Here is a 24315-nt window from a genome sequence, read left to right as displayed (position 1 = left end):
CAGGCCGTATGGCGAACCGCCCAGGCTCCGGCGCAGACGCCAGCCTTAGGCCCGGGACAGGCCCCGGTTCGATATGTCCCAGCAGCACCGCCCACCATACGTTGCCGCCGGTTACCTTATTTTTGAGAGTTTGATTTCCGCTTCCTTCTGGAGACACCATGAATGCATCCATCAGCCCGCTGAGTTCGGCGCTCCAGCAACTCCAGTCCATGGCCACGCAGGCCGCCGGGGGCGGGGGCAATGTTGCGGGCGGCGCCGTCGTGCCTGAATCGGGGGCGGCGAGCGCGGGCAGTTTTGCGGATGCGCTCAAATCGTCCATCGATAACATCAGCAGCTCGCAGAAAAGCGCCATGAGCGAAGCGCACGCGTTCGAAATCGGTGCGCCGAACGTATCGCTCAACGACGTCATGGTCGACATGCAGAAAGCCAATGTGGGCTTGCAGTTCGGCCTGCAGGTGCGCAACAAGCTGGTGTCCGCGTACAACGACATCATGAATATTTCCGTCTGAGCCGGGGCGCGCAGCCCGCTTCATGGATAACCGCGCCATCGGCATCTGGACGCCTGCTCGCGGCCATTGCACTTTCCGGAACCCGTTGTGACGCAAAGCCTTCCTAAAGCTTTCGCCGCTTTCTCCGATAACCCAAGTAACAGCTCGGCAAACAGTCAGACGAATCGAAGGTCTTGATCGTAATGCCGGCATCGGTTCATTACGGTTTTCGCGATCGAGCATGCGGAAATCGAATCAGGAGAAAGTCGGATGTTTTCCCAGGGACATGCGGGAGCCAACGCGTACGCACGCGTCGGCGTGCAAACCGGAGTAATGGGCGCCAGTCCGCACAGACTCGTCGTCATGCTGTATCAGGGCGCGCGCCAGGCTGTGGCTCAGGCGCGAATGCACTTGCAGCAAGGCAACATCGCGGCGCGCGGCGAAGCGATCACAAAGGCGATCGGCATTATCGAAAGCGGTTTGCAGCAGGCCCTGAACAAGGACGCCGGCGGGGAAATCGCGGCGCGGCTGGACGCGCTGTATACGTATATGTCGCATCGACTGTTGACCGCGAACGTGCAGCAAAGCGAACCGATGCTGGTGGAAGTCGATGGCTTGTTGGCGACTCTGGAAGACGCCTGGATCGCAATTGCGCCCGACGCAGCAAGAATGGCTGCGGCGTGACATTGCGAAATATGTCCGCACATAATGAAAACGACACAAGAATATTTCTCTCATTACGAAGCGATTGCTGAACTTTCTGCGCGCATGCTGGCCGCGGCGCGCTGTGGAGACTGGAGTGAGTTGAAGATCATGCAGGGGGCATATCGCGAGTTGATCGACGGCTTGCGGGAAGTCGATGCCGCATCCCAGCTCGACGATACCGCCCGCGCCCGCAAGTTCGAGCTGGTGCGCCGGATTCTCGCCGACGACGCCGCCATTCGCGACCTGAGCGCACCCAGCCTTGCGCGTTTATCGGCGCTGTTCACAGTGAACAGACCCGCGCGAGTTTTGAAAAAGATGATCGGGCTGCGATAAACACGTTTTTGCAGGTCACGTGTTTGCAGCCCGCCGAAAACCGGTGGCGGACTGATCCGAGTGTCGATCGCGCTGACCGGTGACCCGAGGAAACCGGCATGCCTGGTCTGGACTCCGCGATCGCTGCGCTAATCGCCAGCCGCACTGACATGCTGTTATCGGCGCTGCTTCCGCAGGGCGGATCGAGCTCGGGGGCGACTGCGCAAACCGGCACGTCGCAACTTCTCGTCGATACCCCGCCGTTCGCCGTTCCCGTTCCGGCGAACGCAGCCAATACGCCGCCGCCGGCTTCCGCGCAGACCGCGCTCAGCGATGTCGCGCGCACGCTGGACGCCATTTCCCGTTTCGGCGGTCAGAACACGCCGCCCATCACAAGCGATACGCCCTTATGGCCGACCGCGCCCCGGCCGATTCTCGCCGCGAGCGCGTTTGCCACCTTGTCCGGGTCGTTGTTTTCCACGACGGAGACAACGGCTGCGTCTTCCACGACCGCCGTCAATCAAGCCGCGCCGGCTCTGCCGGTTGACGTGCTGGCGTCGGTGCTGGCAAAAACCGTGAGCGAAAGCGGGCTGTTCTACGAAAGTCATATCGTGCAGTGGCTTGCAGGACAACGTTCGCTGGCGTCGCTGAACAATGAACCGCAAGCGCGTGCGGACAACGTGACGGCGAAGCTCCCGTTCGACGTACCGCAACCGCAACCGCAACCGGATATCCCGGCAGACGTCTGGATCGATGAATCCCTGCTGCCGTCCACCTTTTCTGCCGATCCGCCCGATCCGATGAACCCCGTGCGCCTCGTCCCGATGCCGCTCACGCCGCAGCAGGCCGCGGCGCTGGCGGCGTCGGTACGCGCGGTGCCGCCGAATGTGTTTTCGCCGCCGGGATCAAGATCGGCCGCTGATTCCGCGTCCGCCGCCGCCGATGCAAATACGCATGATCCGGCTGTCCAGGCGTCGATCAACGCGGGCATCCATCCATCGACCATTCCGCTCGTGCGCCAGCAGCTCGATCTGTTTGCGACCAACCAGTTCCGCTGGTCCGGCGAAGCCTGGCCTGGCGCGAAGTTCGAGTGGGAAATCCAGCCGCGTGAGCGCGGCCCGCAGGATGGCGCTGCAAATGTGCCCCTCGGCGATGACCGCGCCTGGCACACGCGCGTCACGCTGACGTTGCCGACGCTCGGCAACGTGGATGCGAACCTCGTGCTCACCGGGCAGAAGCTGCTTGTGCGACTCAACGCCAGCGCGGACGGCGCGATCCTGCTTGCCCGCGACGGCGCGCATTTCCAGCAGCAACTCGAAGCCGCCGGCCTGCAGCTCGCCGGCATCACCATCCGCGCGATGGACCCGCTCGCCGAATCGGCCGGCGTCGTCCCGCCGGGCGACGGCGTGGAGACCGCAACGTGACGCTGCGCAACGATCCGCGCAAGCAAGCCACCGCGCTCACCTACGACACGAAAAAACCCGACGCCGCGCCCCGCGTGGTCGCGAAGGGTTATGGCCTCGTCGCCGAAATGATCGTGCAGCGCGCCAAGGACGCCGGCTTGTACGTGCACGAATCGCCGGACATGGTGTCGCTGCTGATGCAGGTCGATCTCGATGCCCGCATCCCGCCCGCGTTGTATCAGGCGGTGGCAGAACTGCTGGCGTGGCTCTACAGGCTGGAAAACGGCATTGAGGAAGGACCGGCGCCGCAAGTCGCGCCGGCCGCCGGAAAGCCAAAGGGATAGGCCGGCTGTCCTGAGTGCTAGGCGGCAAACGCCCGCTCGATGACCGCCGCGAAATCAACGCTCGCCGGCAACGTGCCGTAGACGCGATTCGTGGTGCGTTGTGCATCGCCGAGACGGGTTTCGATAAAAGCCGCCGCTATTTCCGGCGGCGCGTGCTGCGCGAGCAACACACCCTGCGCCGTCAGCACGAGTTGCTGCGCGATCCGCCGCGCCGATGCCTCGCGCGCAGCCGGATCACCCTGAAGCATTTCGAGCAGGGTCTTCAACGCCTCGTGCAACGCCGGATGTCCTTGCGCCGCCGCGCGCCACGAACCGAATAACGCGTGCGCGGCTTCGGGTTCACGCTCGATCGCCCGCAGCACGTCGAGACACATCACGTTGCCCGAGCCTTCCCAGATCGAATTCACCGGCGCTTCCCGATAAAACCGCGCCATCGGTCCCGTCTCCACATACCCGTTGCCGCCCCAGACCTCCATTGCTTCGCCGGTGAATTCGAGCGCGCGCTTGCAGACCCAGAACTTCGCGGCCGGCGTCACGATGCGCCGCCACGCTCGCTCCTCCGGCGCCGATGAATTTTCAAACGCGCCCGCGAGCCGCATGAACAGCGTGGTCGCGGCTTCCGATTCCAGTGCGAGATCGGCGAGGACGTTGCGCATCAGCGGTTGATCGGCGAGCTTTGCGCCAAACGCACTGCGATACCGCGCGTGGTGAATCGCGTGGATCAGCGCGGCGCGCATCAACGCCGCGCTGCCGATCACGCAATCGAGCCGCGTGAAGTTCGCCATCTCGATGATCGTCGGCACCCCGCGTCCTTCGTCGCCGATCATCACGCCATAGGCATCGAGGAATTCCACTTCGCTGCTGACGTTCGAGCGGTTGCCGAGCTTGTCCTTCAGTTGTTGAATCTGCACCGCGTTCCTGGAACCGTCCGGCGTGAAGCGCGGTACGTAAAAGCACGAAATCGAGCCTTTTTCATCGGCGCTTTCGCCGGTCCTCGCGAGCACGAGATGCGCGTCGCATTGCGGCGCGGAGAAAAACCATTTATGCCCGACCAGCCGATATTCACCGCCTCGCCCGCCCGCGCCGAGCGCCACGGCGTGCGTCCGGTTGCTGCGCACGTCCGAGCCGCCTTGTTTTTCGGTCATGCCCATGCCGATCATCATCGATTGTTTGCCGGCATCGAGCGGGATATCGCGTGGATCGTGTTTGCGCGAAAGCAATTGCGCCTGCAAGCGCGCGTAAAGCGCGGGTTCCTTTTGCAGCACCGGGATGCTCGCGAACGTCATGGTCAGCGGACACAACGATCCGCTTTCGAGTTGCGCGTGGAGAAAATATCCGGCGGCGCGCGCAGCCATGGAACCGGGCCGCGGATGGCTGGACGTGCCTGATTCGAACGGCATTGCGTGAAGGCCTTGTTCACGCAACATAGAAAGCAGCGTATGCCACGCGGGATGAAACTCGATCGCATCGATCCGCTCGCCGCGTGCACTGAATGGATGATGTTCGGGGGTATGCCGGTTGGCCAGATCAGCGAGGGCAAGGACGTCCGGCTGGGTCAGTGCCAAGCCGTCGCGTGTGAGTGCATCGAGATGCCAGCCCGCGCCTTCGCGTTGCAGCGCGGCAACCAGCGCCGCGTCCGTGGTCATCGCGTTGTAGCGCTCGAGCGGCGGCGCCTGGTTCGTGATTTCGTGGGTCTGGCCGCAGGTGGATGGGGTCATCGGTTACCTCCGTCGAAGCGAATATTCTGCTCCTAAAAGCCACGCGCCGGATTGACGCGCTCAAACCAAGAATTCCTGAGAACCGTCTTAAACCGTCTGCCTTGAGGTATTTCCGATTTTATTAGGAAGTCCTTATCTCTTTAAAACCCGAACCTATAATCGCCAATCCCATTTTGGGCGTTTGGCGACATCACGCAGGTAAGGAAAGGCATATCAAATGAGCATCAATATTATTCAGCTAGTACAGGGCGCTTTGACCGAAAGCGTGTTGCAGCAACTCGCCACGAAACTGGGCGTTGCACCGGAAGCAGCAAAGCGCGTAGTCGGCATGATTGCGCCGGCAATGGTCGGCTCGCTTATGAACAAGGCGTCGTCGCCGGAAGGCGCGCGTGGTTTGTTCGCATCCATCATGTCACCGGATTCGAACGCGAACATCGTGGACATGCTGCCGCAACTCGTGCACGGCGACGGCCTGCAATCGCTGCTGGCGTCGGGAACGCGGCTCGCCACGAGCGTAGCGTCCGAAGATCGCATCAACGGATTGAGCAACGCAGTCGCTGCGAAAACCGGCGTGTCCGTGGGCGCTACGCACGCGCTGGGCGGGATTGTCACGACTGCCATGTTCGGCGTGCTGAAACACTACTTCACACGGTCCGGCGGCAACGTCGGCCAGTTGCCCACGCTGCTCGGCCATCAATTGCCCATGGTCAAGGCAAGCATGTCGGAAGACATCTCCACCGCACTGGGTCTGGGCGGCGCGGGCACGTTCCTGACAGGCGTGGCGGCGCAGTTGAAGGCGGTATCGTCGCATCTGGAACATCCTTCTACTGCAGGCGGTTCGCCGTCGGTGGTGAATTCATCGCTTGAGAAGATCGTGGTGGAAGAGAAGGCAGCATCGAAGAAATGGTGGTGGCTGGCACTCGCGGCCGCCCTTGCATTGCTGGCGTTGCTGTTTGGCCGTAGCTGCACGACCCAGCAGCCGATGGCAACCGCACCGGCCGAAGCGCCCGTAGTAAACTCGACCCCGGCAGTCGCCGCCCAGCCGGCTTCGGAACCCGCTTCGGCCCCTGCGGCTGTCGCTGCTCCGGTACCGACGAAGGACGCGCTGCTGACGTTCACGGTCGACAAGCTCGGCGCACCGGCCATTGCTGCGACGGTTGGCAGCGAAGAAGAGAAGGCCAAGCTGCTCGCCGCATTGACGGCAAAGTTCGGCGCAGATCATCTGAACGCGACCATCACGGTCGATCCGGAAACCAAGCCGGCCAGCTGGCTCGACAAGCTCGACGGCCTGTTGCCGCTGATGCAATTGCCGGGCGCGGAAGCCAAGTTGTCGGGCGAGAAGATCGAGTTGAGCGGTACGGCTGCGGACGCACGCAACGGCTGGATGGACAAGCTCAAGTCGCTGTTCGGCGCGGGCTTCACCATTGGTACGTTCGACGTCAAGCAAGCGGTTGAAAACGCGAAGGAATCGTTCATGAGCGCGTTCTCGTCGCTGAAGGACGATTGCGCCCCGGCCGATGTCGCCAAGGTGCTGAACCTGCAAGTCATCAACTTCCGTACCGGTTCGGACGTGCCGCCGCAAGACGCACAACTGGCGCTGGCGAAGTCGGCTGAGATGTTGAAGTCGTGCCAGGACACCGGCAAGACGGTCAAGCTGAACATCGGCGGTTACTCGGACAACGTCGGCCTGGCTAGCTCGAACCTGACGCTTTCGAAGAAACGTGCTGAAGCTGTGCGCGCCTTCCTGGTCAAGCACGGTGTTTCCGCCGACGCTTTGACGGCACAGGGTTATGGTGACCAGCACCCGATCGCTGACAACTCGACGGCCAGCGGACGTTTCGCAAACCGCCGTATCGATTTCGCGATTCAAGAGTAATCGTGTGACCGGACGTGGTTGAGTCCGGTTGGCAGATTTAAAAACCCCCGGTCGCGCGTGAGCGCGACCGGGGGTTTTGCGTTGTGCCTTGGCTTGAACGTTATCTCGATGAAGCGTCGCGCACGCGCGCCGGGAATCGTGCCGCCGCGCCCTGCAGGAAGTCATCGCCCAGATTCGCCGGCAATGCCTGGCGGGCGACTTCCAGCCACGCGCGCGCCGCGTTCGACAGATAACCGTTGCGCCGCCAGCCAACCGCCATGTCCCAGTGGATTTCCGGATCGACCACGGGACGACAGGTGAACGCGTTGACATCCAGGCGGCGGCAATACGGCGCCGGCAGCAACGCAATACCAACGCCGGCCTGCACCAGCGCGGCCATGAAATCCCAATGTCCGCTGCGGCTGACGATGGACGGCGTGAACCCCACTTCGCGGCAGGCATTCAACACCAGATCGGACAACGCGAGACTTTCGCCGTAAAAAACGAACGATTCCGATGCCAGATCGGCGAGCGGCACGTCAGTCATCGTGTCCCAGCGCGAACCCTTCTGCGCGACGAGCCACAGCAATTGCCGGCTGACGGGCAGCACATCGAACGTGGCGAGATCCACGGGTTCCAGCACACCGCCGAGTTCCAGTTCACCATCGATCAAAGCAGCCTCGATGGCCTTCGACCCGCGCTCGAACAGCTTTAATTCCACCTTCGGATAACGCTTTTTAAACGCCGCGATGGCCGGCGTGAACAGCGATCCGCCCATAGGCGGGATTCCGATGGTCAGCGTGCCGCGCCCGAGTTTGCCGAGATCGTTGAGTTCGGCTTCGAGTTGCGCGTGCGCCGCGAGGACTTCGAGTCCGCGCTGATAGACGATCTGGCCGGCGTCGGTGAGGACCATCTGGCGGCTTTCGCGCAATAGCAACGGGGAGCCGATTTCGTCCTCGAGCGACTTCACCATCTTGCTGATGGTCGGCTGCGTGACAAACATCTTTTCCGCAGCCGCGGTGAAGCTTTTCTGCTTCACGACCTCAACGAAATACCGCAACGATCGCAACTCCATACGCGCCTCTTAGATTCCAAGTTGGAATGCGGTCGATAAGTTTAAGTCATTTTAATTATATTTAGACGCACGCTATATTCGACTACAGGTTAACCCTTATCTTTGCTACGTCACTGCCGCAAGGCCCGTCATGATCGTTCTCGCCGCCATTTTGCCGTTTTCAAAATTCGTCACCCGCACTCGGGCGCCGCTTGGCCGGTTCATGCGGATTGCGTTGCAGAGCGCCGCGCTGGCAGGCATCTGGCTGGTCGCCGATCTCGCCGCGCGCACCTTCCATTTGCCGGTTCCGGGTGGTGTTATCGGTTTGCTCGCGTTGCTCGCGCTGTTGTTTTGCGGCGGGATTGCGCCGCGCTGGGTGAAGGCCGGCGCGGATTGGCTGTTGACGGACATGCTGCTGTTTTTCATTCCCGCCGCGGTGGCTGCCGTCCAGTACGGCGGCCTGTTTCGCGAAGACGGCTGGCGCCTCGCGCTGGTCGTGGTGTTCGGCACGCTCATGGTCATGATCGCGGTGGCATTTGCAGTCGAACAGGCGTCGAAGCTCGAACGCCGCCTGCAACTGCGCCGCATCTCGAGCGCCCGCCAGGCCGCGCGCGGCTGAGCCGAGCCCGATGCCACACTTCTACGATTCCCTTTTGTCCGATGACACCGCCGGCCTCATTGCGGCGGGTTGCTTCGTGCTGACCGTGGCGTTGTACTTCGGCTTGAAGCGCCTGTACGCCCGATTCCGCCGGCCCTTGCTCACGCCCATGCTGACCGTCCCCGCCGTGCTTGTGGTGATCGTCATGGCTGCGCGCATTCCGTACTCCGTTTATTTCGCCGATACCCGCTGGTTGATGTGGCTGCTCGGCCCGGCCACCGTGGCCTTTGCCGTCCCGATCTTCGAGTACAGGCATCTGCTGAAAAAGCATTGGTTGTCGTTATCGGTGGGTGTGACGGTCGGCATTCTGGTGGGCGTCGGCGGGTCGCTGGCGCTGGCGAAGCTGCTGCATTTATCGCCGGAATTGCAGCGCAGCCTGTCTACGCGTTCGGTTTCCACCCCTTTCGCGCTTGCCGTTTCCGACAAGCTCCACGCGCCGAAAGACCTCACCGCCTTGTTCGTGATTGCCACCGGCGTGGTGGGCATGCTTTTCGGTGAAATCGTGCTGGCGCTCGTGCCGCTGCGCGCCCGGCTTGCCCGCGGCGCGCTGTTCGGCGCCGCAGCGCACGGCGTGGGCACGGCGAAAGCGCGCGAACTCGGCAACGAAGAGGGCGTCGTGGCCAGTCTGACCATGATGATTTCCGGCGTTGTCATGGTTTTGCTCGCGCCCTTGCTGACTTTCTTGCCCTTTTAATTCCCTCGAATCGCGACAACCGCGTCCTATCCCGATTTGCTACAATCCGAACTCGCTTCGAGGAGCGTTGCGACGGTTTCCATCAGCACCCCGGAAAACTGCCAGGCTCGAAGCATTCAATCGGATGGAGCGACCAGCGCGGTCAGTTATTCAAGCGCTTGTTGAACCACCGCATCGAACGGCGCTCACGTCAAATTTCTATGTTTCCATTTAGAAAGGAGGGCGTGATGAACGCCGCAGTTCTCGATTCAAAAACCAACCAGGATTTCCTCGTCGCCGACATGTCTCTTGCTGCCTGGGGCCGCAAGGAACTGAACATCGCTGAAACGGAAATGCCCGGCCTCATGCAAACGCGTGAGGAGTACAAGACCCAACAGCCGCTGAAGGGCGCACGCATTGCCGGGTCGCTGCACATGACCATCCAGACGGGCGTGCTCATTGAAACGTTGACGGCTCTTGGCGCGGACGTGCGCTGGGCATCGTGCAACATCTTCTCGACGCAGGATCATGCTGCGGCCGCGATTGCCCAGGGCGGCGTGCCGGTGTTCGCATTCAAGGGCGAATCGCTCGACGAATACTGGGAATTCTCCCACCGCATCTTCGAATGGCCGAACGGCGAATTCGCCAACATGATCCTCGACGACGGCGGCGACGCCACGTTGCTGCTGATCCTCGGCTCGAAGGCCGAGAAGGACCGTTCGGTTATCGCCAAGCCGGAAAACGAAGAAGAAGTCGCGCTGTACAAGTCGATTGCGGCCCATCTCGACGTGGATCCGACGTGGTATTCCAAACGCCTCGGGCACATTCAGGGCGTGACGGAAGAAACGACCACGGGCGTGCATCGTCTGTATCAGATGGAAAAGGAAGGGCGCCTGCCGTTCCCGGCCATCAACGTGAACGATTCGGTCACGAAGTCGAAGTTCGACAACCTGTACGGCTGCCGCGAATCGCTGGTCGACGGCATCAAGCGCGCAACCGACGTGATGATCGCGGGCAAGATCGCGGTCGTCGCAGGTTACGGCGATGTGGGCAAGGGCTGCGCGCAATCGCTGCGCGGTCTGGGCGCGACGGTGTGGGTCACGGAAATCGATCCGATCTGCGCGTTGCAGGCGGCAATGGAAGGGTATCGCGTGGTCACCATGGAATACGCGGCCGACAAAGCCGACATTTTCGTGACGGCGACGGGCAACTTCCACGTGATCGGCCACGACCACATGAAGGCGATGCGCAACAACGCGATCGTCTGCAATATCGGTCACTTCGACTCGGAAATCGACGTTGCTTCCACGCGCCAGTACGCGTGGGAAAACATCAAGCCGCAAGTCGATCACATCATTTTCCCCGATGGCAAGCGCGTGATCCTGCTGGCCGAAGGGCGTCTCGTGAACCTGGGTTGTGCAACGGGCCACCCGTCGTTCGTGATGTCGGCATCGTTCACGAACCAGACGATCGCGCAGATCGAATTGTTCGTTCACGGCGACAAGTACGAAAACAAGGTCTATGTCTTGCCGAAGCACCTTGATGAAAAGGTCGCGCGTCTGCATCTGGGGCGTATCGGTGCTGAACTGACCGTGCTGTCCGACTATCAGGCGAACTACATCAGCGTGGACAAGATGGGCCCGTTCAAGCCGAATCACTATCGCTATTAATCGTTAGTCCGCGCATGGGTTCAACTCACTCATGCGCGTCTGACCTCAAGTTCCAGGAGACCATCGATGTCCGTGTTGCTGACCTGGCTGATCAACGCGCTTGCGTTGTTGATCATCACTTACCTCGTGCCGTCGATTCACATCCGCAGTTTCGGCACCGCGCTGATCGTGGCGATCGTGCTTGGACTGATCAATACATTCCTGCGTCCGATCCTGGTGCTGCTTACGTTGCCAGTGACCATTCTCACGCTCGGGCTTTTTATCCTGGTCGTGAATGCGCTGTGCTTCTGGCTGTGCGCTTCCTTGTTGAAGGGCTTCGAGGTATCGGGTTTCTGGTCGGCATTCTTCGGCTCGATTTTGTACAGCATCGTGTCCTGGCTGCTGTCCGCGCTGATTCTTGGTCAGCGCAGTTTCGGGTAACGCGTCAGTTTCGCGCGCCCGTTTAAATTTCATCATGAAACCGATCGAACTCTCATTCGAGTTCTTCCCGCCGAAGACGCTGGAAGGAATCGAGAAATTGCGCGCCACCGGCGCGCAGCTCAAGACGCTCAATCCGAAGTTCGTCTCCGTGACGTTCGGCGCGGGTGGTTCCACGCAGCAAGGCACGCTCGATACCGTCCTCGAAATGATGAAGCAGGGACTCGAGGCGGCGCCGCATTTGTCGTGCATCGGGTCATCGAAGGATAGTCTGCGCGGGATTCTTGGCGGGTATCGCGAACATGGCATCCGGCACATTGTCGCGTTGCGCGGCGACTTGCCCTCGGGCATGGGCGAAGTCGGCGAGTTGCGATATGCGTCGGAACTCGTGAGCTTCATTCGCGCCGAGCATGGCGACTGGTTCAACATCGAAGTCGCCGCTTATCCGGAATACCATCCGCAGGCGCGCTCGCCGAAATCCGATCTGGATAACTTCGTGCGCAAGGTGCAAGCGGGCGCGAATTCGGCGATCACGCAGTACTTCTTCAACGCGGACGCGTATTTCCGTTTCGTCGATGACGCCCGCAAGCTGGGCGTGGATGTTCCTATCGTGCCGGGCATCATGCCGATTACGAATTTCTCGCAGTTGATGCGTTTCTCGGAGATGTGCGGCGCGGAAGTGCCGAAGTGGATTGCACGCCGCCTGGAAAGCTTCGGCGACGATAAAGAATCCATCCGCGCTTTCGGACTGGATGTGGTGACGGGTTTGTGCGAACGGCTGGTGAAGGAAGGCGCGCCCGGGCTGCATTTTTATACGCTGAACGGCGCGGCTGCGAGCAAGACGATTTGCGAGCGGTTGAAGCTGCAGGGACGGTAGGAATCAAGTGTTACCCGCGCGACGTTCGTCGCGCGGTTCTCCAGATTGTTCGCTTGCATCCAATCACATCGAAACATTGTGCATAACGAAACTTGATGCACTTTCGCTTTCACCGTCACTGCCACCAAAATTGTTAACTTAACTTGGCCGGTTCTTCGTGCTACGGTAGCGCCCGAATTCGCCGCGGCGCCATATTTCGGCGATATTGCGCATTCCAATAAAAACGCGCCAAATCGTCAGAAATCCTCGAATACCTTGGGGTAAACAAGCAAAACGCGGCCTTTTCAGTCATTTACCCGATACGCCGGAAACTCGTGCTGAAGCAAATTCCCATACGGAATTTCGTCGCCTTGTTCCCCCGGCAAAGCTCAGTAATATCGCGCTACGCCGGTTTTAGCCGGCACAAGACCTGGAGGAAACATGAAGAAAATTGGCCTGTTGCGAGCTGCCCATCTGTCGATGGCCGTCAGCGCCGCCATCGCGGCATCGCTCGTGACTGCGAGCGTCGCTCATGCGGCACCCATTCCCAACAAAACGCTCGTGTACTGCTCGGAAGGCAGCCCGGCCGGTTTCGATCCCGCCCAATACACCACGGGCACCGATTTCACTGCTAACACGTTCACGGTGTTCAACCGCCTCGTGGAATTCGAGCGTGGCAGCACGAAAGTGGAGCCGGGCCTCGCGGAAAAATGGGATGTGTCGGCTGATGGCCTGACCTACACATTCCACCTGCGCCACGGCGTGAAGTTTCAGACCACGTCGTTCTTCAAGCCGACGCGCGAATTCAACGCGGACGACGTGCTTTTCACGTTCAACCGCATGCTCGACCCGAACCAGCCGTTCCGCAAGGCGTATCCGGCATCGTTCCCGTATTTCACGGACATGGGACTCGACAAGCTGATCACGAAGATCGAAAAGGTCGATCCGTACACGGTCAAGTTCACGCTGAAAGAAGTGAATGCTCCGTTCATCCAGAATATGGCGATGGAATATGCATCGATTCAATCGGATGAATATGGCCAACAATTGCTGAAAGCGGGCAAGGCATCGGATATCAATCAGCAGCCGGTCGGCACAGGCCCGTTTATTTTCCGCAGCTATACGAAAGACGCGACCATCCGTTTCGACGGCAATCCTGATTACTGGAAAGCAGGCGCGGTCAAAATCTCGAAGCTGATATTCTCGATCACGCCGGACGCCGCCGTTCGCGTGCAAAAGCTGAAAAGCAACGAATGCCAGGTCATGAGCTATCCGCGTCCGGCTGACATCGCGCCGCTGAAAGCCGATACCAATCTCGACACGCCTTCCTCGGCCGGTTTCAACGAAGGTTACGTGGCCTACAACGTGACCAAGAAGAACGTCGACAACGTCGATGTCCGCCGCGCGCTGGACATGGCGATCAACAAGAAAGCGATCATCGAATCGGTGTATCAGGGCGCAGGACAAGCCGCGATCGCCCCAATGCCGCCGACCCAGTGGTCCTATGACAAGAACCTGAAGATCGCGTCCTACGACACCGCCAAAGCCAAGGCGCTGCTCTCGAAGGCCGGTTTCCCGAATGGCTTCGAGATCACGTTGTGGGCCATGCCGGTCCAGCGTCCGTACAACCCGAACGCGCGCTTGATGGCCGAGATGATCCAGGCTGACTGGGCGAAGATCGGCGTGAAGGCGAACATCGTGTCGTACGAGTGGGGCGAGTACATCAAGCGCGCTCACGCGGGCGAACACGGCGCCATGCTGATCGGCTGGACGGGCGACAATGGCGATCCGGACAACTGGCTCGGCACGCTGCTCGGTTGCGACGCTGTCAACGGCAGCAACTTCTCGCACTGGTGCTACAAGCCGTTCAACGACCTGGTGATCAAGGGCCGCAATACGTCCGATCAGGCGCAGCGCACGCAGGCTTACATGCAGGCGCAGCAGATTTTCGCTGATCAACTGCCGTTCTCGCCGATCGCTCACTCGACCGTTTATCAACCGACGAGCAAGAAGGTCACGGGCATGAAGATCGAGCCGCTGGGTTACTTGCGCTTTGACGGCGTGGGCATGCAGTAAGCTTCGCGCGGTACGCTTCTTGCACGAAAAACATAACTAGTCGAAAAGGTCCGGCGACAAGGGTCACAAGCCCGCGTCGCCGGTCGCATTTTTCCTCCCCAAAGAGACGAACCATGTTCCGATTCGTTTTGCGACGCATAGGCATGGTGATCCCGACGTTCATCGGCATCACGATCCTTGCCTTCGCACTCATCCACCTGATCCCGGGCGATCCCATTGAAGTCATGATGGGCGAGCGCGGCGTGGACCCGGCAATGCACGCCGAAGCCATGAAGCGGCTCGGGCTGGACCTGCCGCTTCCTGTTCAATATTTCCACTATGTCGGACATGCGCTGAAAGGCGACCTCGGCATGTCGATCATCACCAATACCAGCGTGATGGGTGAATTCCTCGGCCGCTTTCCCGCGACCCTGGAACTCGCTTTCTGCGCGATGATCTTCGCGCTCGTCGTGGGTTTGCCTGCCGGCGTCGCGGCTGCGTTGAAACGCGGCACGATTGTCGATCACGGCGTGATGGGCACCGCGCTCACCGGTTATTCCATGCCGATTTTCTGGTGGGGCTTGATCCTCATCATGTTCTTCTCGGCGAAGCTCGGCTGGACGCCGGTTTCCGGGCGTATCGCGGTGGAGTACGACATTCCGCACCGCACGGGCTTCATGCTGTGGGACGCACTTTTCTCCGACGACGAAGGCGCGTTCAAGTCCGCCGTCAGCCACCTGATCCTGCCGACCATTGTGCTGGGCACCATTCCGCTGGCGGTGATCGCGCGGATGACGCGTTCATCGATGCTCGAGGTCTTGCGCGAGGACTACATTCGCACGGCGCGCGCCAAGGGGCTTGCACCCGGACGCGTGGTGATCGTGCATGCGCTGCGCAACGCGCTGATTCCCGTGGTCACCGTGATCGGCCTGCAAGTCGGCACGCTGCTCGCGGGCGCCGTGCTGACCGAGACTCTGTTCTCGTGGCCGGGGGTTGGAAAGTGGCTGATCGATGCCATCAGCCGCCGCGATTATCCTGTCGTGCAGGGCGGTATCCTGATGATCGCGACGCTCGTCATTCTCGTGAATCTAATCGTCGACTTGTTGTACGGCGTGCTGAATCCGCGCATTCGCCATACGAGGTAAGCCGATGGCCGATATCCAAAACAATCCTGGCGCACTGGCGCCGATCCCCGGCGGCCGCTTTCTGGCGGGCCGCGAATTCTGGGCCAACTTCTCGCGCAACCGTGGCGCGGTCGTGGCTGGCGCGATCGTGCTGATCCTGATCTTCGTCGCGATCTTCGCGCCGTTGATCGCGCCGCACAGTCCTATCGAGCAGTATCGCGACAACGTCAAGATCCCACCCGCGTGGCTCGATGGCGGCAACTGGCGTTTTGTCCTCGGCACCGACGAAGCCGGCCGCGACATCCTCTCGCGCCTGATGTACGGCGCTCGGTTGTCGTTCTGGATCGGCTTTGTCTCGGTCGTGCTCGCGCTGATTCCGGGCGTCGTGCTCGGGTTGATCGCGGCGTTTTTCCAGAAATGGGCCGATACCCCCATCATGCGCATCATGGACGTGCTGCTCGCGCTGCCTTCGTTGTTGCTGGCAGTTGCGGTGGTCGCGATCATCGGACCGGGGCTAGTCAATACGATGCTTGCCATCGCGATCGTCGCGTTGCCGGGTTATGTTCGATTGACGCGTGCTGCGGCGCTCGGTGAGTTGCAGCGCGAATACGTGACGGCGTCACGCGTGGCCGGCGCCGGCACCGTGCGGCTGATGTTCTCGCAAGTGTTGCCCAACTGCGCTGCGCCGCTGATCGTGCAGGCCACGCTGGGGTTTTCCTCCGCGATTCTCGATGCCGCCGCGCTCGGCTTTCTTGGCCTCGGCGTTCAGCCTCCGGCGGCGGAGTGGGGCGCGATGTTGGCGTCCGCGCGGGATTACATCGAAAGTGCGTGGTGGATCGTGACCATGCCCGGGCTGTCCATCCTGATTTCGGTGCTCGTCATCAATCTGCTCGGCGACGGTCTGCGCGACGCGCTCGACCCCAAACTCAAGCGGATGGCGTGATATGGACGATCTCCTTACTATCCGCAATCTGGCGGTCAGCTTCAACGGCCTGCCCGCCGTCGATCGGATCGATATCTCCGTCAAACCCGGCGAAGTGGTCGGGGTTGTCGGCGAATCCGGTTCCGGCAAAAGCGTCACGATGATGGCCCTGATGGGCTTGATCGACGCCCCCGGAATCGTCACCGCCGATCAGGTCACGTTCAACGGCATCGACTTGTTGAAGGCCTCGGCGCGGCAACGCAGGAAGATCATCGGCAAGGACATCGCGATGGTTTTCCAGGACGCGCTCTCCAGTCTGAATCCAAGCTATACGGTCGGTTATCAGATCAAGGAAGTTCTCCGGCTCCACGAAGGTTTGCGGGGATCGAAGCTGCATCAGCGCACCCTGGAATTGCTCGATCAGGTTGGGATTCCGGATGCAAAAAGCCGCATCGATGCCTTCCCGCACCAGATGTCGGGCGGCATGAACCAGCGCGTGATGATCGCGATGGCGGTTGCGTGCAACCCGAAGCTCCTGATCGCCGATGAACCCACGACCGCGCTCGACGTCACCATCCAGGCGCAGATCATGGAGTTGCTCGTGAAGCTGCAGAAGGAGCGCGGCATGGCGCTCGTGCTGATCTCGCACGATCTCGCGGTCGTGTCGGAAGTCGCGCAGCGCGTGGCCGTAATGTACGCGGGCGAGGTTATCGAAACGAATCACGTGCCGACGATCTTCAGCGAGCCGCATCATCCCTACACGGAAGCGTTGCTGGCCGCGATCCCTGAACACAGCCGCGGGGCGGAGCGTCTTGCCGCGTTGCCGGGCATGGTGCCGGGCCGCGATGACCGTCCGGTCGGATGTCTTTTCGCGCCGCGCTGCAAATACGCCGTCGATGATTGCCGCAAGGCCCGTCCGGCGCTCTTTCAACTCGCCCCGAACGACCCGGCTGTCCGCGCGCGCTGCATCAAGCCGCTGAACCTTGAACTCGTGGCAGAACACGGAGGCGCGCAATGAACGCAGTTCCTCAAGTAGCGACTCAAGATACGGTCCTCGTCGCCGATAAACTCACCAGGCACTACAGCGTCAAGCGCAGCATGTTCGCGCAAGGCACGGTGAAGGCGCTGAACGGCGTGTCGTTTTCGCTTCAGCGCGGCAAGACGCTTGCCGTGGTGGGCGAATCCGGTTGCGGCAAATCGACGCTGGCGCGTCAGTTGACGATGATCGAAGCGCCGACGTCGGGACGATTGTTGATCGATGGCGAAGATGTGGCGGATGCGAACCGCGCGAAGATCGCCGACTTGCGGCAACGCGTGCAGATGGTGTTCCAGAATCCGTTTGCATCGCTGAATCCGCGCAAGACGGTCGAGCAGACGCTCGGTGAACCGCTCGCGATCAACACGAAGTTGTCCGCGAACGAGCGCGCCGAGCGGATTGCGCACATGATGCGCACCGTCGGTTTGCGGCCGGAACATGCGGCGCGGTATCCGCACATGTTCTCGGGCGGTCAGCGGCAGCGTGTGGCGATCGCGCGTGCGATGATTCTCGACCCGCAGATTCTCGTCGCCGATGAACCCGTGTCCGCGCTGGATGTATCGATCCAGGCGCAGATCCTGAACCTGTTCATGGACCTGCAACAACAGTTCGGGACGAGCTATGTGTTCATCTCGCACAACTTGTCGGTGGTGGAACATATCGCCGACGACGTCATGGTGATGTATTTTGGCGGTGTTGCCGAACTTGGGGACAAAGCAACCATCTACGCGCGGCCGCGGCATCCGTACACGCGCGCGCTGATGTCGGCGACACCTGCCTTGTTCGAAGAAGACCGGCGCATCAAGATCCGGCTGCAAGGCGAAATGCCGTCGCCGCTGAACCCTCCATCAGGTTGCACATTTCATCAGCGCTGCCCGTATGCAATCGATAAATGCCGCGTGGAAGAACCGGCGCTGCGTTTCGTTGATGGGCGGCACGTCTCGTGTCACCGCGCCGAGGAGGTCGGGGAGATCGATGCCTGACACAACGGCGGCGCGGCAGGTTGCGCGCCGTTTCGCTGTTTCCGTGGTTTTTGTCGCTGCTTCATTCGTCTCGGTGCCGGTGGCCTTTGCGCTGACCGGCGTGGCGTCGCCGCCTGCGCCATCGGCGGCGCCTTCTGCATCATTGCCGGGTTTGAACGTACCGTCGCCGCGCCCAACAGCGCCCGACATCACCGATCGGACCGACGGCACCACCGCCAGCGGCCCCGTCCGGGCGCAACCGGCGCATATGCCGTTCTACGTCGCCACGCGCGGCCAGACCACCATCTATTTGCTTGGCACGCTGCACGTGGGTTATCCGGACGACTACCCGGCGAGCATGCCGTTTCGCGCGCCGATCCTTGGTGCGCTGGATGCATCGCCCACGCTGGCGCTCGAAATTTCCCCCGATGACCTGCTGGTATCGCAGGATGAAGTCAGCAAGTACGGCACGTGCCGGGTGCCTTGCCTGCAGCGCGCGCTGCCCGATGCGCTGTGGAAACGCCTGGAGGCGCGCTTGCGCAGCAACCCCGCCATGCTCGACGATATCAGCCGGTCGCGGCCCTGGCTTGCATCGATGCTCGTTGAGACAGTCGATACGATCAAGGCCGGGTTTCAGACTGAATATGGTTCCGAGGTGCAATTGCAGAATGTGTATTTGCGGCCGCGCGGACGGGTGGTTGGGCTGGAGACGATCAGCGAGCAGATATCGGCGTTCACGCGGCTGACGCAGGCGCAGCAGCGGGAGATGCTTGAGCAGGATCTGGTGCAGACGCCGGCTGAGAATATTGCCGATGTAAAGGAGTTGCACCGGTTATGGCGGATTGGCGATGCCGATGCGCTCAAGGCCTGGGACGATGCCAAGACCGAAAAGATCGCACGGTCGAAGGTGCTGGCCGCGCAAATCGATAACCGCGTGGTTTATGACCGGAATTATCGGTTTGTGGCGCGGACGGTTTTGTTGGCGGCGCCGAACAGGCCGATTTTTGTGGCTATCGGGGCGTTGCACCTAGGCGGGAAGCGGGGGGTGCTGGCGTTGCTTAGGAAGCGCGGGTTTGTGGTCGAACCGGCCTAGGAGTCTGCGCGGCAGATAGAAATTGGGATGGTGAGCGACTGACATCGAATGCATACGTGTGAGCGCCGCCGATTTTCACCCGGGGACGGCGAGCGATGCGGCCGATTTGATCACGTTTCGATCCGAACGTTGAAGCAATCGCCGCTTTGGCACGCTTATGCAGCCATCATATTGGCCATTCTTCGCAGGTTGAGCGCAGCGCAGACGAGTTTCCATTCGGCCTGGGCCTTGGTCAGACCGCGCATGCTGAATTGTCGGAACCCCAGAACTTGTTTCACCCAACCGTTGGGCGGTTCGGACAACCATTTTCGCCGACGGTAAGCCTCCTGCGTGGCCATTGACTTAAATCGTTCTGCCATCGCGGCGCACAGCGGCCGTTTCTTCGGATCAATTGCTACGTTCTCCTTTCCTTCCTTTCCAAGAGCGACGATCAACTCGGCGGGGTGCTCGCGCAGCGCCTCAAACACGTCCTCCGAGCAATAGCCAGCATCGGCGAGAACCTGGCGCGGATCGGCTCCGGTGTTGTGCTTGAGCGCCGCGAGCACGCCCGGCAATTGACGGCTGTCGGCGGCGCTGTTGGTCAGTTCGGCCGCGACGATGATGTGCGCCGTGTCGTCCACCGCAGCCTGGGCGTTGTAGCTGTAGTCGAAGCCACCGCCGGCACGCGGCATAATCCGGCTGTCCGGATCCGTGAAATTCTCCTGCGCCGTCGGCTTCGGTTCGCCAAATTTGTATTTGAAGCGGGACTTCTTCTTTGGCTTGCCTGCGCCACCCGGCGGGGTGTCATCGTCGGATGAACGTCCGCGTGCAGTGTCCGCTTCGCGCTGGCGTTCTTCCAGCCGTGCGCGCGCAGCCGCAATCACGGCGAGCCGATCTTCGCGCCGCTTGATCTCGGCCGGAATGTCCAGCTCCAGCTCGTTCTTCTCGCGATCGTCGGTCGCCTGCGCCTGGGCCAGCAAGGCATCGATTTGCGCCTTCAGTTCCAATTGCGCCTTCTGCATGCGCTCAAAGCTCATCGCCTTGTGGCGCGAGGCGTTGGCCTTGATCTTAGTGCCATCGACGGCGATGGTCCCCAGCTTGACCAGTCCACATTCCTGCGCCAACTTCACCACCTGAACGAACAGATCGGACAATGCCTTCAGATGCAACGCACGGAAATCACAGAGGGTTCGGTGCGCCGGAAAATTGTTCGCCGCCAGAACACGAAACGCGACGTCCTCATGCAGTTTCCTGGCCAGTTTGCGCGACGAGAATACGCCCGTCGCATAGCCGTACATCAGCACCTTGACCATCATCAACGGATGAAACGGCTGATTGCGTGACCCGCCACCGGCATACCGAGCGTGAAATGCGCTCAGGTCCAGCGTATCAACCGTATCGCTAATGAAATAGGCAAGATGCCCTTCAGGAAGCCACTCCTGCAGGGCCTGAGGCAGAAGCATCTGCTGCTGCGGATTGTAGGGGAGATAGCTGGTCGTCATCATTCAACAACGTTTACCCCATCCATTTGGATGACATATCGTTCTGCCGCGCAGACTCCTAGGGCGGGGCGTTTGCGCTTGATCGGGGGTAGGGTTAATGCCGGGTTGTTGCTTTTTAGGCTACCGCGCGTTCTATTCTAGCTGACTTTTTTAGCACTATTAGCCACTGTCCGTGGCGGGACTTCATTTCTTGGTCCTTCGGCGACAAAGAAACGAAGCAAAGAAAACGCCTTCCAACCGCTAACTCTTAAGTGTCCCGAGCGTGCACGTACAACTGTTTGGTACTTCAGAAGAACGCTCGACGCCGCAATCAGGAACACTTGAACTCCTCCCCCTCCGTCAACAGATACCCACACGCTTCGCCACCAGTAACTGTGGCAGTCAATACGGAAACCTGGCCCAAGTAAACAACGGGTTGAGCACGTGACGGCGCTACAGCATCCTGAACTTGCCGAGACTTCGCCGCGTCGGTCTCAGGTAAGCACGGGCACAATGGAACTTGTACAGCGAACTCCTCCGTTTGGGCGTCAGCGCGCGCAGCGCGGAAGCCTCATTAACGGATTCCTACACTGGTGGCGAAGCGTGTGGGTTGCCGTTGACGGAGGGGGAGGGTTTCAAGTGTTCTAAATTCCGGCGTCGAGCGTTCTTCTGAAGTACCAAACAGTTAAACGTGCACGCTCGGGACACTTAAGAATTAGCGGTGGGGAGGCGTTTTCTTTGCTTCGTTTCTTTGTCGCCGAAGGACCAAGAAATGAAGTGCCGCCACGCACAGTGGCTAACAGTGCTAAAAAGATCAGCCAAAATAAACCGCGCGGTAGCCTAAAAAGCAGCAACCCAGCACCAACCCCGCCCCGCCCGCCCCCCCTCGCGCACCAATCAAATAAACATCAACCAATTCAACAAAAAGATATTCACAACCAACAACGACAATGCCGTCGGCACCTGCACCTTGATCACCGCATTCTTGTCCGGCAATTCAAGCAACGCCGCCGGCACCATATTGAAGTTCGCGGCCATCGGCGTCATCAGCGTTCCGCAATAACCGCAGAACATCCCGATGGCGACCATCGTCGCGGGATTGCCGTGGAAAACGCCCACCAGAATCGGCACACCAACACCCCCGGTCATCACCGGAAACGCCGCGAAACCATTGCCCATGACCATCGTGAAGAGCGCCATCCCGACGCAATAAACCGCCACCGCGACCAGCCGATAATCCAGATTCACGTAAGCCGTCGTCACGTGCGCCACCGCCTTGCCAACGCCCGCATCCGAAAACACCAGCCCCAGCATGCCCAGCATTTGCGGCAGAACTGCTGCCCACGAAAGAGCATCGACGAGACGGCGGGTTTCCTTCATCGACTGACCGACAGTGTCGCGCGTCATCACGCAAGCCACGCCCAGCGCGACGATACAACCCACGCCAAAACCAATCAGCGTGACGTTCTTCGGATCGAGCAGCGGCTTGCCACCGAACACCAGATGGCTCGCCGCCAGCGTCAGCACCACGGTCACCACCGGAATGGTCAGCGCCGGCACGAACAGCTTGTTGCCAAGACGGATTGCGGTCTTGCGGCGGGTTTCATCGGAGAGCATTTTGGGCTTTGCGGCCGTCACGCCACCGAAGCCGGCAATCAGCGCCATTGCCACGACCAGAACGCCGACGACATTCGCCGGCAACCAGTCGCCGATCAGGAAAATCAGCGCATAGACGAGCCAGAAGGTTCCAGCGGTGAGGCGTCGCGGATGGCTTTTATCGACGTAAATCATGCCCGCGACGATTACCAGCACCACGCCAAGCAAGTAGAACAGATAGTTGATGGTGAGCGTCATGCCGTTTCTCCACGAACGTTCTTGGTTAGCGCGCCGAGTTCGCGAGTGAGTCGCCGATCAAGCAGCCAGAGCCGGAAGCCGTGGATCAGGAATGCGCAGATCGCGGTCGGGATACCCCACACGGCGACGTGCAGCGGCTCGACCACGATGCCCGCTTCGCGCAGGAACGTCGTCATCAGGACGATGGCGCCGAACGCCACGAAAATGTCCTCGCCGAAGAACAGGCCGACGTTGTCGGTTGCCGCGGAATACGCACGCAGCGTGTAGCGGGTTTCATCGGAGATCTTGCCGTAGCGGGCTTCAGCCGCGCCTTCGGCCATGGGCGCGAGGAGCGGTCTCACCATCTGCGGATGGCCGCCGAGGCCAGTCAAACCGACAGCCGCCGTCAGCTCGCGAATCAGCAGGTACACGATGAGGAGCCGCCCGACCGTCGCGGCCTTGATGCCCGAAATCCAGATCTGCGCGCGTTCACGCAAGCCGTGGCGTTCGAGCAAGCCAATCACCGCCAGTGGCAGCAAGATGATCAGCGGGATGTTGCGCGTCTTGAGAAATCCCGTGCCGATCGCAGTAAGAATTCGATCGATCGGAAAATGCGCCGCCAGCCCCGTGACGATGGCGGCGGCGGCCACGATCAGCATCGGGTTGAAGCGCAGGATGAATCCCACGATGATGACGACCACTCCAATTAGCGGCCATAGATTGACTGCGGTTCCCATTCAGATCTCCAAAGCTCGGGTAATTGACCTGCCGCCTTTGGACGGACCGCTTGCTTTGAGTGGTCTGTTCCATCGGCTCGACGAAAAGCAGCTCTATGGCCGCTTGCTAAAACGCCCCGTGTTGACCCGAGGCGTTGAATAAGTAATCAAGAGGCGCTGATTTCAGTTCATGCAGCAACCGCGTGCGCCGCCCGGACCTCGATGCCCGCCGCCTCCAGCGCGCCGCGAATCCGCTTGGCGAAAGCCAGCGCGTGCGCGCCGTCGCCGTGAAGGCAGACGGTTTGTGCGTTGATCGGCACCCATTCGCCGCTGACCGCCTGCACGCGCCGTTCGGTTGCCATCGAAAGCGTGCGGGCGAGGACCGCTTCTTCGTCGTCCAGCAGCGCGCCCGGGTCCTTGCGCGGCACGAGCGATCCATCGGCCCGATACCCGCGATCCGCAAACACCTCTTCGATAGCCGCCATGTTCGCCTTGCGGGTGGCATCGACGAGATTGCTGTTTGCCAGGCCAAACACCAGCAGCGATGGATCGAAATCGTGAATGGCCGCAACGATCGCTTCGGCAATTTCAGGGTTCTTCGCGGCCTGGTTATACAGCGCGCCGTGCGGCTTCACGTGCGCGATCCTGCCGCCTTCCGCCTTGGCAATCGCGGCCAGGGCGCCGAGTTGGTACGACACGCCGGCATAGATGTCGGAGGCCGGAATATCCATTTCCTTGCGCCCGAAATTCTCGGGATCGTTGAAGCTCGGATGCGCGCCGATAGCCACGCCCTTCGCCACCGCCCAGCGCACGCAGTCGCGCATGGCCGTGGCGCCGCCCGCGTGCCAGCCGCACGCAACATTCGCCGAGCTCACCAGATCGAGCAGCGCTTCGTCGGAACCACAGCCTTCGCCGAGATCGGCATTCAGATCGATATCCATGGTCGTTCCTTTCACGTTGA

Annotated in this window: 23 protein-coding genes and 1 riboswitch; of the genes, 17 read left to right on the top strand and 6 right to left on the bottom strand. The window is 60.8% G+C overall.

The genetic code is table 11. The features are described 5' to 3' along the window. Positions 1-158: 158 nt before the first annotated feature. From fliE to AX768_RS15105, 5 genes are all read left to right on the top strand, one after another. Positions 159-509, top strand: a complete 351-nt coding sequence (gene fliE, locus AX768_RS15125; protein ID WP_062000620.1) for a flagellar hook-basal body complex protein FliE — start codon at positions 159-161, stop codon at positions 507-509. A gap of 249 nt (positions 510-758) precedes the next feature. Further along, the gene (fliS, locus tag AX768_RS15120; protein WP_062000619.1) at positions 759-1172 is read left to right on the top strand and encodes a flagellar export chaperone FliS; all 414 of its coding nucleotides are present in this window, start codon (positions 759-761) and stop codon (positions 1170-1172) included. A 24-nt stretch (positions 1173-1196) separates the two neighbouring features. Then, positions 1197-1526, top strand: coding sequence for a flagellar protein FliT (locus AX768_RS15115; RefSeq protein WP_062000618.1), 330 nt, complete (start codon positions 1197-1199; stop codon positions 1524-1526). A gap of 98 nt (positions 1527-1624) precedes the next feature. Next, positions 1625-2929 (top strand): flagellar hook-length control protein FliK, encoded by a 1305-nt coding sequence (gene fliK, locus AX768_RS15110; protein WP_062000617.1) that lies wholly within the window; start codon positions 1625-1627, stop codon positions 2927-2929. A 2-nt stretch (positions 2930-2931) separates the two neighbouring features. Further along, positions 2932-3252, top strand: coding sequence for an EscU/YscU/HrcU family type III secretion system export apparatus switch protein (locus tag AX768_RS15105; RefSeq protein ID WP_372237079.1), 321 nt, complete (start codon positions 2932-2934; stop codon positions 3250-3252). A 17-nt stretch (positions 3253-3269) separates the two neighbouring features. Here AX768_RS15105 and AX768_RS15100 read toward each other — a convergent pair whose 3' ends face one another. Next, positions 3270-4970, bottom strand: coding sequence for an isovaleryl-CoA dehydrogenase (locus AX768_RS15100; protein WP_062000615.1), 1701 nt, complete (start codon positions 4968-4970; stop codon positions 3270-3272). Between the two features lie 217 nt (positions 4971-5187). Between AX768_RS15100 and AX768_RS15095 the strand changes: the two genes are divergently transcribed. Further along, positions 5188-6846, top strand: a complete 1659-nt coding sequence (locus tag AX768_RS15095) for an OmpA family protein (RefSeq protein ID WP_062000614.1) — start codon at positions 5188-5190, stop codon at positions 6844-6846. Positions 6847-6946: 100 nt separating this feature from the next. Here the strand turns inward: AX768_RS15095 and AX768_RS15090 are convergent, their stop codons facing one another. Next, positions 6947-7900 (bottom strand): LysR family transcriptional regulator, encoded by a 954-nt coding sequence (locus AX768_RS15090; protein WP_062000613.1) that lies wholly within the window; start codon positions 7898-7900, stop codon positions 6947-6949. A gap of 130 nt (positions 7901-8030) precedes the next feature. On the opposite strand from AX768_RS15090, the gene AX768_RS15085 reads away from it, so the two are divergent. From AX768_RS15085 to AX768_RS15035, 11 genes are all read left to right on the top strand, one after another. After that, the gene (locus AX768_RS15085) at positions 8031-8498 is read left to right on the top strand and encodes a CidA/LrgA family protein (protein ID WP_062000612.1); all 468 of its coding nucleotides are present in this window, start codon (positions 8031-8033) and stop codon (positions 8496-8498) included. Between the two features lie 10 nt (positions 8499-8508). After that, positions 8509-9231: an LrgB family protein gene (locus tag AX768_RS15080; protein ID WP_062000611.1), complete on the top strand. Its 723-nt coding sequence runs from the start codon at positions 8509-8511 to the stop codon at positions 9229-9231. Between the two features lie 53 nt (positions 9232-9284). Further along, positions 9285-9425, top strand: a riboswitch (S-adenosyl-L-homocysteine riboswitch). Positions 9426-9458: 33 nt separating this feature from the next. Continuing rightward, on the top strand, positions 9459-10880 hold the full coding sequence (gene ahcY, locus AX768_RS15075) for an adenosylhomocysteinase (RefSeq protein ID WP_062000610.1): 1422 nt from the start codon (positions 9459-9461) through the stop codon (positions 10878-10880). Between the two features lie 66 nt (positions 10881-10946). Continuing rightward, positions 10947-11300 (top strand): phage holin family protein, encoded by a 354-nt coding sequence (locus tag AX768_RS15070; RefSeq protein WP_060817653.1) that lies wholly within the window; start codon positions 10947-10949, stop codon positions 11298-11300. Positions 11301-11334: 34 nt separating this feature from the next. Next, positions 11335-12174 carry a methylenetetrahydrofolate reductase [NAD(P)H] gene (gene metF, locus AX768_RS15065; RefSeq protein WP_062000609.1) on the top strand — a complete coding sequence of 280 codons (840 nt, stop codon included), beginning with the start codon at positions 11335-11337 and terminating at the stop codon, positions 12172-12174. Positions 12175-12594: 420 nt separating this feature from the next. Next, positions 12595-14229: an ABC transporter substrate-binding protein gene (locus tag AX768_RS15060; protein WP_062000608.1), complete on the top strand. Its 1635-nt coding sequence runs from the start codon at positions 12595-12597 to the stop codon at positions 14227-14229. Positions 14230-14342: 113 nt separating this feature from the next. After that, entirely contained in the window at positions 14343-15353 is a 1011-nt protein-coding gene (locus AX768_RS15055; RefSeq protein ID WP_062000607.1) for an ABC transporter permease subunit, read from the top strand. A gap of 4 nt (positions 15354-15357) precedes the next feature. Beyond that, positions 15358-16275 (top strand): ABC transporter permease subunit, encoded by a 918-nt coding sequence (locus tag AX768_RS15050; protein WP_062000606.1) that lies wholly within the window; start codon positions 15358-15360, stop codon positions 16273-16275. Between the two features lies 1 nt (position 16276). Then, positions 16277-17272, top strand: a complete 996-nt coding sequence (locus AX768_RS15045) for an ABC transporter ATP-binding protein (RefSeq protein ID WP_062000605.1) — start codon at positions 16277-16279, stop codon at positions 17270-17272. Then, a complete protein-coding gene (locus AX768_RS15040) occupies positions 17269-18273 on the top strand; it encodes a peptide ABC transporter ATP-binding protein (protein ID WP_062000604.1) in 1005 nt (334 codons plus the stop codon). Before AX768_RS15045 ends, AX768_RS15040 begins: the two co-directional genes overlap by 4 nt. Continuing rightward, positions 18266-19345 carry a TraB/GumN family protein gene (locus AX768_RS15035; RefSeq protein ID WP_082778845.1) on the top strand — a complete coding sequence of 360 codons (1080 nt, stop codon included), beginning with the start codon at positions 18266-18268 and terminating at the stop codon, positions 19343-19345. The genes AX768_RS15040 and AX768_RS15035 overlap by 8 nt, the downstream gene beginning before the upstream one ends. Before the next feature lie 155 nt (positions 19346-19500). Here AX768_RS15035 and AX768_RS15030 read toward each other — a convergent pair whose 3' ends face one another. The 4 genes from AX768_RS15030 to pxpA all read right to left on the bottom strand — a co-directional run bounded on the left by AX768_RS15030 (position 19501) and on the right by pxpA (position 24295). Further along, positions 19501-20826, bottom strand: a complete 1326-nt coding sequence (locus AX768_RS15030) for an IS1182 family transposase (protein WP_062001021.1) — start codon at positions 20824-20826, stop codon at positions 19501-19503. A gap of 876 nt (positions 20827-21702) precedes the next feature. After that, positions 21703-22659 carry a DUF979 domain-containing protein gene (locus AX768_RS15025; RefSeq protein WP_062000603.1) on the bottom strand — a complete coding sequence of 319 codons (957 nt, stop codon included), beginning with the start codon at positions 22657-22659 and terminating at the stop codon, positions 21703-21705. Beyond that, complete coding sequence (locus AX768_RS15020; protein ID WP_062000602.1) at positions 22656-23375, bottom strand: DUF969 domain-containing protein; 720 nt, start codon at positions 23373-23375, stop codon at positions 22656-22658. The genes AX768_RS15025 and AX768_RS15020 overlap by 4 nt, the downstream gene beginning before the upstream one ends. 167 nt (positions 23376-23542) lie before the next feature. Further along, complete coding sequence (gene pxpA / locus AX768_RS15015; protein ID WP_062000601.1) at positions 23543-24295, bottom strand: 5-oxoprolinase subunit PxpA; 753 nt, start codon at positions 24293-24295, stop codon at positions 23543-23545. Positions 24296-24315 lie beyond the last annotated feature (20 nt).

Origin of the sequence: Burkholderia sp. PAMC 28687 (assembly GCF_001577465.1) — a bacterium.
In the GTDB taxonomy this organism is placed as follows: domain Bacteria; phylum Pseudomonadota; class Gammaproteobacteria; order Burkholderiales; family Burkholderiaceae; genus Caballeronia.
The sequence above is the reverse complement of the archived record's forward strand: the minus strand, read 5'-3'. Positions and strand labels throughout refer to the sequence as shown.